General features: G+C 64.6%; 12 protein-coding genes. 3 read left to right on the top strand and 9 right to left on the bottom strand.

Features of this window, described 5'->3' with window-relative positions:
* Positions 1–175: 175 nt before the first annotated feature.
* Genes J7360_RS09100 through J7360_RS09090 form a run of 3 tightly spaced genes read right to left on the bottom strand, consistent with a single transcriptional unit; the run spans position 176 to position 3,543 of the window.
* Positions 176–1,693: a tryptophan halogenase family protein gene (locus tag J7360_RS09100; protein ID WP_022558816.1), complete on the bottom strand. Its 1,518-nt coding sequence runs from the start codon at positions 1,691–1,693 to the stop codon at positions 176–178.
* Between the two features lie 40 nt (positions 1,694–1,733).
* Entirely contained in the window at positions 1,734–2,780 is a 1,047-nt protein-coding gene (locus J7360_RS09095; protein WP_209033716.1) for a cupin-like domain-containing protein, read from the bottom strand.
* A gap of 4 nt (positions 2,781–2,784) precedes the next feature.
* Positions 2,785–3,543 carry a SapC family protein gene (locus J7360_RS09090; RefSeq protein WP_057664084.1) on the bottom strand — a complete coding sequence of 253 codons (759 nt, stop codon included), beginning with the start codon at positions 3,541–3,543 and terminating at the stop codon, positions 2,785–2,787.
* A gap of 81 nt (positions 3,544–3,624) precedes the next feature.
* Here J7360_RS09090 and J7360_RS09085 point away from each other — a divergent pair, with 81 nt between their 5' ends.
* Positions 3,625–3,867, top strand: a complete 243-nt coding sequence (locus tag J7360_RS09085; RefSeq protein WP_057664081.1) for a hypothetical protein — start codon at positions 3,625–3,627, stop codon at positions 3,865–3,867.
* Position 3,868: 1 nt separating this feature from the next.
* Here the strand turns inward: J7360_RS09085 and J7360_RS09080 are convergent, their stop codons facing one another.
* From J7360_RS09080 to soxR, 3 genes are all read right to left on the bottom strand, one after another.
* Positions 3,869–7,027 (bottom strand): TonB-dependent receptor, encoded by a 3,159-nt coding sequence (locus tag J7360_RS09080; RefSeq protein ID WP_057664078.1) that lies wholly within the window; start codon positions 7,025–7,027, stop codon positions 3,869–3,871.
* 1,035 nt (positions 7,028–8,062) lie between these two features.
* Positions 8,063–10,072, bottom strand: coding sequence for a M1 family metallopeptidase (locus J7360_RS09075; protein ID WP_057664075.1), 2,010 nt, complete (start codon positions 10,070–10,072; stop codon positions 8,063–8,065).
* A gap of 218 nt (positions 10,073–10,290) precedes the next feature.
* Positions 10,291–10,737 carry a redox-sensitive transcriptional activator SoxR gene (gene soxR / locus J7360_RS09070; protein WP_022558808.1) on the bottom strand — a complete coding sequence of 149 codons (447 nt, stop codon included), beginning with the start codon at positions 10,735–10,737 and terminating at the stop codon, positions 10,291–10,293.
* 99 nt (positions 10,738–10,836) lie between these two features.
* Between soxR and J7360_RS09065 the strand changes: the two genes are divergently transcribed.
* On the top strand, positions 10,837–12,210 hold the full coding sequence (locus tag J7360_RS09065) for an MFS transporter (protein WP_057664073.1): 1,374 nt from the start codon (positions 10,837–10,839) through the stop codon (positions 12,208–12,210).
* Positions 12,211–12,349: 139 nt separating this feature from the next.
* Positions 12,350–12,592: a hypothetical protein gene (locus J7360_RS09060; RefSeq protein WP_176214973.1), complete on the top strand. Its 243-nt coding sequence runs from the start codon at positions 12,350–12,352 to the stop codon at positions 12,590–12,592.
* 180 nt (positions 12,593–12,772) lie between these two features.
* Here the strand turns inward: J7360_RS09060 and J7360_RS09055 are convergent, their stop codons facing one another.
* The 3 genes from J7360_RS09055 to J7360_RS09045 are packed head-to-tail and all read right to left on the bottom strand — an operon-like array spanning position 12,773 to position 14,930.
* Complete coding sequence (locus J7360_RS09055; protein ID WP_007965640.1) at positions 12,773–13,939, bottom strand: glutathionylspermidine synthase family protein; 1,167 nt, start codon at positions 13,937–13,939, stop codon at positions 12,773–12,775.
* A gap of 1 nt (position 13,940) precedes the next feature.
* Positions 13,941–14,513: a DUF1190 domain-containing protein gene (locus J7360_RS09050; protein WP_007965639.1), complete on the bottom strand. Its 573-nt coding sequence runs from the start codon at positions 14,511–14,513 to the stop codon at positions 13,941–13,943.
* Between the two features lie 12 nt (positions 14,514–14,525).
* Entirely contained in the window at positions 14,526–14,930 is a 405-nt protein-coding gene (locus J7360_RS09045) for a DUF350 domain-containing protein (RefSeq protein WP_003489536.1), read from the bottom strand.
* Between the last annotated feature and the right edge of the window lie 6 nt (positions 14,931–14,936).

Raw genomic sequence — 14,936 nt, 5'->3', positions numbered from 1 at the left:
GCCCTAGCGCGGGTTATGTCCTTTGGGGTGGGTGCGAAGCGTCCTGTGCCGCGTCGCGACAAGGCGTGCGCTGCAGCCCAGGCTGGCCGCCTGGGCAAGACGCGCAGCGCGGTATCGGCGCGCCACAGGGCGCTTCCCGGAGGGTTGCATTCCATCTCAAAGCGCATAACACGCGCTAGGCAGGCACCGGGCTGCGCATTCCCCACACCTGTTCGCCGGCCTTGCAGTAGCGTTCGATGAAGTCCTGCTGCGAGGGCATCTGCTGCACGGCGTGCTGGATCGGTTGGGCGATACCGTCGAGCAGGCGACGCAGGTCGTGGTCGGAAAACGCGCGCGTCAGCGGGTGATGCTGCTCGGGCGCAATGCCCTGCCCCATCAGCACGTGGGTCCAGGAATCGACGCGAAACAATTCATCGGCGCCCTGCCAGGCGTGCGCGCGTTCGCGCCAGGCACGCAGGCGCAGCGCGAGCGATTCGGGCAGTTCCATCTGCCGGCATTGCTGCCATAACGGTTCCTCGCGCTGGGTGGCGTGGTAGTGCAAGATGACGAAGTCGCGCACGTGCTCCATTTCAGCGCGGCTGACGTCGTTGAACAGCTGCACCTGCGAAGGCGCAATACCTGCGGCCGGAAACAGCGCCAGCAGCCGCACCACCGCAGAAATGGTGAGATGGATGCTGGTCGATTCCAGCGGCTCGATGAAGCCGCTGGCCAGACCGAGCGAAACCACATTCTTGTTCCAGGCCTTGAGCCGGCGGCCGGTGCGGAACGGCACCATCCACGGCTCCTTGACGGCAGGCGCAGCCACATCGCGCAGCAGCTTGGCGTGCGCTTCGTCATCGGACAGGTGCTTGCTCGAAAACACCAGGCCGTTGCCGACCCGGTGCTGCAACGGAATATGCCACCGCCAGCCGGCTTCGTGCGCGATGGCGCGGGTGTAGGGAACCGGTGGGCCGAGGGCTTCGGTCTGCACCGCCACCGCACGGTCGCACGGCAGCCAATGGCTCCAGTCTTCGTAGCCGGTGTGCAGCGTCTGTTCGATCAGCAGACCCCGGAAGCCGCTGCAATCGATGAACAAATCGCCTTCGATCGTTTGCCCGTCTTCCAGCACCAGGCTGGCGACATCGCCGCTGTGCGGCTGCACGGTCACCTGCTGAATCCTGCCTTCGACACGCTTGACGCCGCAGGCCTCGCTGCGCGCACGCAGGAACCTGGCATACAGCGCCGCATCCAGGTGATAGGCGTAATTGACTGCCGGCTCGCCGTGCAGCGCAAAGCGGTCCACGCGCGAGGCCACCGTTTCCAGGCAGTAATCGCCGAAGCTGCCCGGCATGCCGCGGCGCTGGCTTTCCAGCCACAGATGGTGAAACGCGCACACCAGGGTGCTCTGGCCGGTGATGCCGAATGGATGGATGTAGCGCTCGCCCTGGCGGCGCCAATGCTCGAACGAGATCGATAGCTTGAAGGTACCCGCCACCGCACGCAGGAATTCCTGCTCGTCGATCTGCAGGAACCGGTGGAAGGTGCGAATGGGCGGCACCGTGGATTCGCCCACACCGACGGTGCCAATCTGCTCGGACTCGACCAGGGTGATGTCCAGCAAATTGCGGAATTGATGCGAAAGCGCACAGGCAGCGATCCAGCCGGCCGTTCCACCACCGGCGATCACCACCTTGCGAATCTGAGCCTGAGTCACTGCGCACTCCTCTGAAATGGGTTGAGGGCGATGCCGCACATCAGCGGTTCAACTTGCCGATCAGCATGGCGCGCAGCTGCCGCGACAGCATGGGGTCGATCGGGCCGAGCGCATGACGCGCCGTTTCGGGCAGATGTTCGCCGGCCTGCTCGGCAGGGCCGAACACGTAATAATCGAACAACGCGCGCCATGCCTGTTTCTCCGCTGTGGGGCGGTCGCGAATCGCCCACAGCGCGTGATACAGCGCCGGCATCGCGGCAGGCAGGTGCGCTGGCGCACTGCTCCACCAGTAATTGATCAGCACGTTGAACGGCTGCAGCGATTGGACGTGGTGCCACCACATGCTCGGAATGAACAACGCATCGCCCGGCTCCAGCACCACGCTGCGCGCATGCGGCAAGGCATCGGCAAAACGCGGAAAGCGTTGCAGGTCCGGATGGGCGAAATCGACCATGCTCACCACCTGCCCGCCCGGCGTGGGATCGAGCGGACCCGGATACAGATTGGCGACCTGCTCTGGCGGAAACAGCGTAAAGCGCCGTTGCCCGACCGCACAGCACGCCAGGTTATCCAGCGCATCGTAGTGGCATGAAGCGATCACCCGGTTGCCGATCCAGATGCTGGGCTGCACGTGGCCACCGTTGGCGGCGACATCCAGATCGTTGTGCGCGCGCAGCCCCGGCAGATTGGCGTCCACCGGCAACGAGGCCAGGTAATAAGTGGGCGGCTGCGGGTCGTCACGATGCGCCGCGATGGCATCCAGCAAGGTGCTTACGCTGCCGCGCTGCACCTGGAAGTTGAGCACGCTGCAATCGTCGCGATAGAACGGGCGGCTGCCGATCTCCGGGGCGCCATACGAATACTGCAGGGGGCGGCCGGTATCGTGCGCACGCAACAGCGCCATGGCTTCATCGGCGCTGCGCAGCCCGGCCTGCACCAGCGACCAGCTGCGCGCAACGCCGCGCAGCACCACCGGTTCGGCGGCCTCGCAAAGTGCGGACAGCGGCAATGCCTCAGGATCGCAGTCGCTGCGCTCGACGATGGCGACGCCCGCGGCGACGGACAGATCGGTGGCGCGTGCGGCCATACGCTTAGGCGTACGCAGCAACGGGGTCGCTGTGCGACTGCTGCAGGCGGCGCTGCTTTTCGGCCATCAGCCGGCGCACATTGTGCAGCGATGCCAGCATCAGGAAGGCACCTTCCAGATAGCCGGCCTGATGCAACTGCTGCAGCGCGTGCGCATCCAGGGCGGCAAGCCGCTCGCGGTCGATGGCGAACAAGCCCTGCAACTGCGTGGCATGGCTGGCATCCAGCGCAACCTCCAGGCGCACCGGTTGAATCAGCCCAAGCGCGTCGAAGGCGGCCGCCATCGCCTGCCCTGCGTCCACGCCATCGCGGATGCCGCGCAACACGCCGATGATATGTTCCAGATACGGGCTGTGCCCGCCCTGCGGCAGGAACACCGCTTCGCCCTCGCTGCGGCTGATGCGCGGATGTTCCAGGTCGACATGGATCACCGGCTCCTGTACCAAGGCCCCATCGACGTGTTGCTCCTGGAAACCGATCAGGAACGGTCCCTTGGCAACGATGCCCGGCAGGTAGCTGGCATTCCAGCGCCCGTCCTGCAGAAACAGGTTTTCATCCTGCGCAAAGCCCAGCAGCGCCACCGGCTGGTAACCACTTCCGGCCGGATCCTTGCGGAAGAACAGCGGATACTCGCGCTGCAGCTCGGCATATTCGGTGACGAAGGCCGGCACCACGCCGATTGCATCGCCAAATTCCGCACCAAAGCGCAGGATCACGCGCAGGTCGTGATGGGCCACGTTGTTGAGCACTGCGTATCGGGTCATCTAAAACTCCAGCAGCCGTCCGTCGCGGAGGGCTGCAGTCATGAAGAAACTCGGTCGCACGCATTCCCCGCGCGCTTATCGATGCTGAGCATTGCCAAAAATGCGTGCGCCGGCAAGCCGCAGGGCAGCAACACGCTGCGCCGCGACGAAGGCCAGCGCATGACGCATGCGTTCGCACTGCAAGCCGACGGCCTCTCCATAGACGGAGCGGGCACGGCGGCACTACACGGCTGTAGAACGCACGCGAGCAACGGCGCAACAACCGGTTGCGGCCGCCATCACACGATGGCGGCCGCAGGATTTACGACGAACAACGCGTGGTAATTCAGAACGCGTACCGCACGCCCAGCGTGTAACGCGGCTGCTGGTCGATCAGGCGGATGATCTGTTTGTCCGAGCGGCCGTGCCAACGCACGTCCTCACCGGTCAGGTTGATCGCCTCGAAGCCCACCGACAGCTGCTTGTTGAAGGCGTAGCTGACGCTCAGGTCGAACTGCTGATACGGCTCGACGTAGTACGGGTTGCGGTTGGCATTGTCCTGGTTGGCAGCGATCAGGTATTCGTCACGCCAGTTCCAGGCCAGGCGTGCGCTCCAGCCATACTTTTCGTACATCAGCATGACGTTGGCGGTGTCGCTCAGGCCGAGCAATGCAAACTGATCGCGATCGATGACGGTGTTATCGAACGCCACATCTCCTTCCACGATGGTGTAGTTGGCGTAGATGCCGAAACCGGTGCTGCCGAAGAAGTACTGGCCGCCGAGTTCCCAGCCGTGGATGTTGGCCTTGTTCTGGTTGATCGGCCGCGACACATCGAACTGATACAGCGGGTCGGAGGCGTTGCCTGCGATATCGTAGGCATTCTCCAGCGCAAGGCTCTGCGCCGAACTGCCGTTGTAGGCGCTCAGCCCGCCGGTGGCAGCCGCATTGCGCAGCAGCGCCATGGCCGCAAACAGCGAGGTGTCGTTGGCCGAACATGCGCCTGCGACATCGTTGCCGGCCGCACCCACCTGGGCGGCGCAGGCCCCGCTTTGCAGGAACGCCAGCGCAGCCTGAGCATCCGGCCCGGAGGTGGGGTCGGTCAGTCCGTACAGCGATTCACGCGTAACGGTATTGCCGATGAAATTGCTCACGCGCTTGTTCCAGAACGTCGCTGACACATAGCTGGCATCGGCGAAATACCACTCCAGTGCCAGATCGAGGTTGTCCGATTCCAACGGATCGAGCGTGGGCGTCTGCGAGTCGCCGCCGGCGCGGTTGGACGGGTTGATCAGGATCGAGCCGTTGGGCGTGTTGGGCGTGGGCCCGGCGATGAGATTGTTGTACGGTGCGCGTGCGATGGTCTGGCCAAACGAGGCGCGGCCTTTCAGCGAATCGGTGAAATCGATGCTGAAGTCCATGTTGGGCAGGATGTAGTTATAGCTGGTCTTCTCGCTGAAAGGCTGCTGGTCGGTGGAACGGATCAACTGGAAGTCGTTGTTGGACAGCCACAGCAGCGCGGTGGGCGTGGCCACCTGCGAGGTGGACTCCACATCGGTGCGCTCGTAGCGCAGCCCCAGGCGCGTATTGGTGGTCATCCCGGCGATGGCGCCGGCAATTTCCAACTGTACGTAGGCCGCGCGGGTCTTTTCCTCCACCCGGTTGTCGGCGGTGTATTGCGGGTTGTAGCGCGTGGTTGCGCCGTACTGGCTTCCGCCCCACAGCGCCAGCTGATCTGCATCGCCACGCCATGCACTGGAGGCCGCGCCGCTGGGATTGAAATCCTTGAACATGCCGGTGATGCTCACCGGCTGCAGCAATGCGACCATGCCCGGCTCGTTGCCCGCATTGGCCACGCCCCAATCGCCCAGCGTCGAATTGGTCTCGCTGACGAGCCGATGCATGGTGGTGTTGGTGGAACTCACGCCGAACTGGAAGCGCCCGTCGTCGAAATCGAACTTTCCGTCCAGCCGTCCTTCCTTGGTTTCGGTCACCTGCTTCTGATAGAAAATACGCAGCACCTGCGAGCCGAGCTCGGCAGGGGTGAAAGCGGGATTGACCACGCCATTGGTGTTTGCCAGCGAATCGGCCGCAGTGGGGTACCAGGTGCGTGCGCCGATCGGCAAGGAATTGTTGAACCACAATTCCTGCCCCCATTGGCCACCGCAGTACGGCCCGTTGGTGCAGTTGTTGGTGCCGGCGAAACTGAAATAGGTCGCGCTGCCGCCGGTGGTCGGGTCGTTGGGCAAGCTCTGCGTCTTGGAATTGTGCGCATCGAAGCTCAACTGGAAGCGGTCGCTCACTTGCCAATCGGCATTGAAGCCCAGCGAGCCGAGCGTGTACTTCTGCTCGTTGCGCTGTTGTTCCATGCCGAAGTCCTTCGCGCCATTGGGAACATCGCGCAGATAGACCGGCGTGGCCACGGCCTGGCCGGTGTCGAAGGTCAGATCGGTAAAGCTGTTGGCGCGCTGCAGCCAGATGCCCTGTTCACCGCGCTCTTCGCGGATCTCGTTGGCCGAGTAGGTGTAATCCAGGGTCAGGGTCAGGCTGTCGGTCGGTGCGAACTGCATCACCGCCTGGCCATTCATGCGTTCGCGCTGGAAATCGGCGAACGCATAGCGCAGGTCGTTGGGCATGCCGTACAACTGGCCGATCGCCGGCGCGTTGGTCACCACCGCGTCCGGGCGCAGCGCCGGGTCGGTGCCGGTCCAGCGCTGGATATTCCAGGTATTTTCGGTGGCTTGGACAGAACCGCCATGGCGCTTCTGGTAGCTGGCACTCAGGCCGATACCGAAGGTCTTCTCCGGGTTGGTATAGCTGAAGATGCCCGACACTTCCGGGGTGAGCGAATCGCCGAAGGGCTCAGAGCGGTCGGACACCATCTTGGCGCCGGCATTGGCCACCACGCCATCGTGGTTGAACGGCTTGTCGGTCTGGATATTGATCGTCGCACCGATCCCGCCGCTGGGCGCCGTTGCGCGGCTGGTCTTGAACACTTCGATGCCGGTGATGGCTTCGGAAGCGAGCTGGGCGAAGTTGAACGCGCGCGTGCCGACATCCACGCCGCCGATCGGTGTCTGGCCGGGCGCGCCGAAGGCATCGGCACCGGGGATCAGGCGGCCGTTGAGGGTGACGGTGTTGAACTGCGGGCCGAAGCCGCGTGCGGTGACCTGCGCGCCTTCGCCATCGCGGCGTTCGATGGAAATACCGGTGATGCGTTGCAGTGATTCGGCCAGGTTGGTGTCCGGAAACTTGCCGATGTCTTCGGCGCTGATCGCATCCACCACGCCTGCGGCATCGCGCTTGATGCCCATCGATTGGTTGAGGCTGTTGCGGATACCGGTCACGTTGACGGCGTCCAAGGTGGTGGCGGAATCGCTGCTGGATTGCGGCGCCGGTGCAGGCGGCGGAGCGACATCCTGTGCAAAGGCGGGATTGATGACCAACAGGCCACCAACGAAGGTGAACATGGCCTTCGACTTGAAGCTGTTCAACGTACGACGCATCGATGTGTCCTCGGGAGTGGAGTCCAACCGCCAACGGCCGATATCGCGGCATGCGATACGGCGGAATCGTGGCCACTGCCCGACAGGTCGTGGCCAACGCTGCTGCAACTGCTGGAGCCACCAATCCAACGCCATGCATGGGTCTTGCAAGCGCAGCCGGCGCCTGGATCGGACATGCCCTGATGGCATTCCCCTCCTTTCACCGCGCCGCACGCGCCACGCAACAACCGCTTGACGTTGTGTCAGTTGCCCTCGATCTGTCCCCTAGCACGCAGGCTGACGATCGCCCCTTCGATCGTCGACCTGCGGTGTGCGCATGCACGTCTACCCGCCGCAGCAACGGCGCTGCTCTGCCAATGCTGCGTGTGTTGCAGGTTCTTTGCACGACGTGTCAGCCGGTGATAGCGCTAACATGCCGCGCAGCCTAGTCAGGGCATAAAGGGCTTGTCACCGTGCGTTGCAGCATAGTGATGGCTGTGCACTGTTACAGCCGATACCGCAGTCGCTTGAGCCCGCATACGGTTTTCAATGCCGGCGGGGCTGTAAGCGTTATCACGGCATTACGCAAAAACCGTCGGGTCGAATGGTGAAATTTGCATAATGAACGTGTCGCACTGGAGTCGGATGCGGCGACTGCGCAAACTTTGAATGACGACCAGCGCCGCGCGTCTAGATTGCGCATGTCGACGTCGGCGCTGCACCGGACACGGCAGCACGCTGCAGGCGCCTGCCGATTACACGTCGCCTGTGTATCAATGCAGCAACAAGCATCGCGCATGAACAAGACAATGCGCGCTTCGCAATCGATTGCGCTGATCTGGGCGACTGATATACGCCGTCAGTCGTCGTCGGGCGAACCATCGTCATCGCACGGGAACCGCGGCGTCTGTGTGCTACCGAACGATGCCACGCAACTGCTGCGCTCGTCGGGTTGTCAACGCAGGCGATTATGTCCGTTCCCGTCGGCGGTTGCCGCACGCAGCCACCGACGCGACCGCGCTGCGGCCACGTCGGCACCCACGCCTCGCGCAATGCTCAGCCGGTCACGTCCACGCGCGCGTCGCTGCGGTCGGCATCTGGCAGCACATGGTCGGGGTCCAAGGTGACGTGCAGCACCTTCTGGGTGGTCGGCAGCGTCAGCGTGGGCGTGGTGGTCTGCAGCCAGGTTTCCACCGGCACGCGCCGGTCCAGGTGGCTGCCATCGGCCAGGTCCGCACGCACGGTTACCGGCATCACCAGCTTCTGCCGGCTGCGCAATGTGACGTGCACGCCCTTGGCAGGATCGTGGTCGACGTAATGCGCTTCGGTGATGCCCATGTCCAGCTGCCAGTTGTTGAGATACCAGCCGCGCCACCACCAGGACAGATCTTCGCCACTTTCGCTTTCCATCAGCCGAAAAAAGTCCGACGGCGTGGGATGCTTGTAAGCCCAGGTGGCGATGTATTTGCGAAACGCAGGATCGAAGCGTGCCGGACCCAGGATCTGCTCGCGCAACAGCACCAGCCCCAACGCGCCCTTGAAGTAGGTCAGCGGATGGCGATAGGTCTCGCTGGTGGAATCGGCGTTGTCCATCAGCGTGGGCGCATGGGTGTCGGCCAGTAGCGGCAGGATTTCGTCGACCGGGTTGCCGCCTTTGGGCGCGTATTCCGAATCGCGCTTGGGCGCATATTCCCCCTTGTTGAACGCATCCGATGCATACACGTCGATGAAGGTGTTGAAGCCTTCATCCATGAACGCATGCCGGCGCTCGTTGGAGCCGACAATCATCGGGAACCAGGTGTGGCCGATTTCGTGTGCGGTGATCCAGAACAAGTCCTTGCCGCCGTCTTCGAAACCATCGAAGACGATGCCGGGATATTCCATGCCGGCTCCATAACCACCCAGGTTGATCGCGGCTGGCCACGGGTACGGATACCACTGCGAAAAATGCTCGATGGCGCCTTTGACGTATTCGGTCGAGCGGTTCCACTTGTCTGCGCCCACACCTTCCACCGGGTACACCGACATCGCAAGCGCGTGCTTGCCGCCCGGCAGATTGATGCGCGCCGCGTCCCAGACGAACGCCGGCGATGCGGCAAATGCGACATCGCGGGTGTGGTCCATGTGGAAGCGCCAGGTCTGCGTGCCCTTGCCCGCCGGCTTGGCCGCACGTGCGGTTACCTCGGCAGGCGTGCGGATCAACACGGTGCGGTCGCTTCCGCTGGCTTGCTCCAGGCGTTGCTGTTCGGTGCGGCTGAGTACGTCCTGGGGATTGGTCAGCGCACCGGAGCCGGCGACCAGAAAGCCCTCCGGCACGGTCACTGCGTAGTCGAAATTGCCGTACTCCAGGTAGAACTCCGATCCCAGGTAGGGTTGCGTGTCCCAGCCACGCAGATCGTCGTACACCGCCATGCGCGGGTACCACTGCGCAATCTCGTAGATCTCGCCTTGCTTGCTGGCACTCACTGCGGTGCGCCCGCCCCAGGTGCCGGGGATCGTGTAGCGATAGCGAATATGCACGGTGAGCGCCTTGCCCTGCCCGGCCAGCGGTTGCGGCAGATCCACCCGCATGCGGGTGTCGTCGACGATGAAGTGCGCTGACTGGCGGCGCCCGCCTTGATCGATCTCGACGCTGGCGATCTGCATGCCATCGGTGAACTCTTTGCGCCTGAGCGGCCGGCTGGCGGCAGCGCGCGCGTCGGCGCGGTAGATGTTCTGGTCCAGTTGCAGCCACAGCACGTCCAGCGTGTCGGGGCTGTGGTTGGTGTAGGTGATGGCGGCCTCGCCGCTGAGGGAATGCGTTGCCGGGTCGATGCTGGCGCTGAGGTCGTAGTCGGCGCGGTTTTGCCAGAACGCCGGGCCAGGTACACCGCTGCCGCTGCGATAGGCATTGGGAGCGTCGGGCAATTGCAGGGGCGCGAACAAGGCCAGCGGATCGAACACGCTGGCCGGAGCAGGCGTGGCGGCCGTGGCGGCGCTGGCGGGCGCGGCAGCGGCAAGCGCCGGCGCAGTGACGCAGGCCAGAGACAATGCAACGGTGAGTGATCGGCGCACGGTGGGGGTCATGCGAAATCCTGCGGCGGAGGGGATTCCCATCCTACGGCGCAGAGTGTCGCGCGCGGCAATGCCATTTGTCCCGGTTGCGGCTGCCTGAGGTTTCGGACAGGCCCGCCGACGGATGCTCTGGTGGAGCGCCAGCCACGCATCACAGGCGCAGATCGTCTCCGCGCGGTCCACCGACCCCGGGCATGGCCCGCTGCGATGGACCAGATGGCCAAGCCGACTTACTCCGCCATCAAACCACCCAACCGCAATGCTCCCTCACCGCTGTGGCCCATGGCATCGTCCGGATTGCTCAGGCGGCAGCGACGCAGCGACAGGCAGCCGCAGCCGATGCAGTCGGTGAGCTGGTCGCGCAGGGCCTGCAGTTCGTTGATGCGCGCGTCCAGCTGGCCCCGCCAGCGCGCCGACATGCGCGCCCACTCCGCACGCGTCGGCGTGCGTTGATCCGGCAACACGGAGAAGGCATCGAGCACCTGCTGCAGCGGCACGCCCAATCGCTGCGCCACGCGAATCACCGCGATCCGCCGGAGCACATCGCGCGCATAACGGCGCTGGTTGCCGGCGGTGCGCAGGCTGCTGATCAAGCCTCTGCGCTCGTAGAAGTGCAGCGCCGACACCGCCACACCACTGCGCTTGGCGACCTCGCCCACGGACAGCTCACGTTGCATTGCCTTGACCTCAACTTAGGTTGAGGCAGGATGCTGCGCGGCCATCGCCGGTGCAAGCACCGGTCGCGCCTCTACACACGTTTCGTCCCTGGATGTTCGATGCCCACCGAGAGACCGATCACTGCCGCAGCGCTGCCAATCGAAACACAGACCACCTCCATCCTGGCCGCGCCTTATCGCGCGGCGACGCTGGGCATGGTGGCGCTGGTGTCACTCAATGCATTCGAGTCGCTGGCGGTTGCCGCCGCCATGCCGACGGTGGCGCGCGAGTTGAACGGGCTGCCGCTGTATGCGTTGGCGTTCGGCGGCGCGCTGGCCACCAGCGTGATGGGGATGACGGCGGCCGGGCGCTGGAGCGACCGTCGCGGTCCTGGCGGTGCGTTGGCTGCCGGCCTGTTGTGCTTTGTGGTCGGCCTGCTGGTCGCCGGCCTGGCACCGAGCATGCCGATGTTGATCGTCGGACGCCTGCTGCAGGGGCTGGGGGCCGGCGCCTATTCGGTGGCCTTGTACGTCATCGTCGGGCGGCTGTACCCCGAGGTCTTGCGCCCGCGCGTGTTTGCCGCGTTTTCGGGCGGCTGGGTGGTGCCATCGTTGATCGGGCCGGGCATCAGCGGATTGATCGTGCAACACCTGGGCTGGCGTTGGGTATTTTTGTCGGTGCCACTGCTGGCGATTCCGGCTGGATTACTGCTGTGGCCAGCGCTGCGCGGGCAGACCTGGACACGCGACAGTTCCGACGCGCCAACCGCTTCGATGGGCTGGGCTGTCGGAGCGGCGGTGGGCGTGCTTGGCGTGTATCTGGGCGGGCAACTGCATGGCATGCTGGCGCCGGGCGCCATGCTGCCGGCCTTGTTGCTCTCTGCGTATTGCGCCTGGCGCCTGCTGCCGGCTGGCACGTTGCGGCTTGCGCGCGGATTGCCCAGCGTGATCGCGCTGCGCGGCATTGCTGCGGCCGCCTTCTTCGGCTTTGAAGCCTTTTTGCCGCTGCTGCTGTCGCGCGAACGCGGACTTTCGCCGCTGCTGGCCGGCGTGGCACTGAGCGTGGGTGCGTTGGGCTGGTTTGGTGGCTCGTGGTACCAGGGCCACAGCCGCGCCGGTTGGTCGCGCCCTCGCCTGCTCAAGAGCGGCGCGCTGTTGATGACCCTGGGCATTGCGATCAGCTCAGGTGCGGTGTGGCCGGCGATTCCTGCGACGTTGGCAATTGCCGGCTGGGCGCTGACCGGCCTGGGCATGGGCCTGCTGTATCCCAGCCTGTCGGTGGTGCTGCTGTCGCTGTCGCCACCGGCGCAGCAAGGCGCCAACAGCTCCGCCTTGCAACTGAGCGAAGCCATCGCGGTGGCGGCCACGTTGGCGCTCGCGGGCGCATTGTTCGCTGCGCTGCTGACATCGGCCACGCGCGCCGCCTACCTGAGCGTGTTCGTGTTGGCGTGGTTGCTGGCGGTGGCGAGCTTTCTTGTGGCGCGGCGGGTGTGACTTCGTCCGCGTGAACGCGGGCATCGACGTGACACCGCACCGCGACTGCCGAGGCGACGTGGCTGGTCGATGGCAGCACGCGAATGACATGCATGGCTTAGCGGGTCGGAACGACCGACGTGATCTCCAGGTTCACCGCATGTCGGGCATCGCTCGATGCCGGCCTGACTATCGCAACGACGCCAGCGCCGACCACTTTGCCGATCCTGCCGGGATCGCAGTGATTGCGAAGGACGAAAGCCTCTCGCAACCGGCTGGTCATTTTTTCGCCACCCATCTTGACAGCGTTGCAGGCCGGGGCCTGCGCACACTTGTCCACAGCCTTGTGCAACTTCCATCCACAGGGGGTGTGGAAAAGATGCGTCGCCTTGCATGCGCCTGAGGCCTTGCGCCCCGCTGGCGCATGTGTCAGGCGCGACAAGCGGGGCCAGCGCAGTGGCATTGCCGCTGCCGACAACGCGCTGGCCAGTCCCAGACCCGCTTCTAGGTGTGACGCAGAGGAAGCTCGGATCACACGCACGACACCACCACCTCGCAGTGGCGATGTACCTTCGGCCGGGTGTCAATCCGTGATGACGTGCGGCACGAAGCGCGAGGTGTCGCGGGTGATCGGGCCATCGTCGTCGCGCATGCCCAGTCCGGCAGGACGGTCCGCGACAACCCAGCTTCCTACCAGCGCATGGCGCCCATCGAACACCGGCAGCGGGTGATGCGCCTGCAGAATTGCGGGGCCATCCACGTACGGGCCATCGGTGTGCGCGGCCTCGCCTTGCGCCGTGACCAGCGCGATGTTGGCCCCCTCGCGCGAGAGCAACGGCTTGCGCACCCAGCCTGCGCTCGGCGCCTCACCGGCCTGCGCAAAGCGGGCGGGCAGCAGATTCGGGTGGCCCTGATGGCGGTCCCACAGCAACGGAAGGATGCCCTTGTTGCTCAGCACCGATTTCCATGCCGGTTCGATCAGGCGCACCCGGTCGGCGATCAATGCCGGCCCGAAGCGTTCTTCCATCATGAATTCCAGCGGATACAGCTTGAACAGCGTATGGATCACCCGATCCTGTTCGTCGGTGAACCAGCCTTCGGCACTCAGGCCGATGTCTTCGATGGCCACTTCCTCGGTGCTGATGCCCACCTGATGCGCACAGTCGCGCAAGTAGCGCACGGTGGCGCGGTCCTCCAGCGAATCGCGCACCGCCGCAAAATGCATCTGCGCGCCGATCGCGCCATCCACGGCCAGCGCGCCCAGGGTTTCGCACAGTAGGTCCTGGATCAGGTTGTACTGATCGGTCCCCTTGGGCAGCGCGCCACTGGCGATCTGCTGTTCCAGCCACAACCACTGGAAGTAGGCCGATTCGTAGAGCGATGTCGGCGTGTCGTAATTGAGTTCGTACAACTTGGCCGGGCCATCGCCCGAATACGCCAGATCCATGCGGCCATACAGATGCGGGTCGCGCTCTTTCCAGGAGTTGGCGATCCAGTCCCAGTAGAACGGCGGGATGGCCAGCCGGGTCATCAGCGCTTCCGAGCCCACCACCTCGTCCACCAGTTGCATCGCCATGTCGTGCAACTCTTGGGTGGGCGCTTCGATGTCGTCTTCGATCTGACGCAACGAAAACGCGTAGTAGGCGCTTTCGTCCCAATACGGCTCGCCGTCGATGGTGTGGAAGTGGAAGCCCAGCGATTCGGCCTGCGTGCGCCAATCCGCGCGTTCGGGGATCAGGATGCGTTGCATGTCAGCCGCCGAACCCCGAGCTGCGCCCGCCGCTGCCGAACGAACTGCGCGCCGCCGCGCTGGAACCGAAGCCCGAACGCGACACGGTAATGGCACGCGTGGGCATGTCGATGGCGCCGCTGCGTCCACGCACCGTACCGATGCGGCTGCTGGCCAGATCGCCATTGGGCTTGTAGTAACCGCCGCTGCGGTAGTCGCGATACAGCGGAATCGAGCCGCCATAGCGATAACCGCCGCCGCTCATATTGCCCAGGGCATAACCCAGCAGGAACCCACCCATCGGCGGGATCCAGCTCTGCTGCCCTTGCGGATTGGTGATCGCCGTGCAGCTGCCGAACTGCGCATCGCACTCGTAGCGCGTGGTGAAGCGCGGCGCGGCCTGCTGATGCTTGGCCACCGCCTCGTCGTAGGCCTTGAGGCATTGCTGGATATCGGACTGTTCCTGCTTGATCTGGTAACAGTCCGAGGCCGACTGCAGCACCACACCGGTCTCCGGTTCCGAGCCGCAGCCGGTGACGAAGGCGGCCGGCAGCGCGGCCATCAAGGTGAGTTTGAGATTGCGTGATCGCTTCATGCCTGCGCTCCGTTACGGCGTGATCGCGGCGGCATTGATCAGCCCCACCGCGATCGACACGCCGGCCGAAAAGATACCGGCGGCGGTGATGTTGTCGGTGATCTGCCGCGAGATGCGCCCGGCCACCAGATTGGCCAGCAGGTAGGCCACCACCTGGATGCCGCAGGCCACTAGGCCCCAGATCAGGGCGTCGATCAGGCTCACCGAATGGGTGATGGCCGAATGCAGCGGCAGCGCCACGCCGATCAGGTTGCCGGCCAGCGCTGTCGCCGCCGCCACATTGCCCTGCCGCAGCAAGGTGAAATCCTTGTGCGGGGTGACCAGGGTCACCAGCACCACCGAGACGATCAACACGCCCAGGCCGGTACCGAAATAGGAAAGAAACGCGAGAAAACTCTGCAGGTTGATCGGGTTCATGACAGG

This window comes from Xanthomonas sp. D-99 (assembly GCF_017746145.1).
In the GTDB taxonomy this organism is placed as follows: domain Bacteria; phylum Pseudomonadota; class Gammaproteobacteria; order Xanthomonadales; family Xanthomonadaceae; genus Xanthomonas; species Xanthomonas cissicola.
The sequence above is the reverse complement of the archived record's forward strand: the minus strand, read 5'-3'. Positions and strand labels throughout refer to the sequence as shown.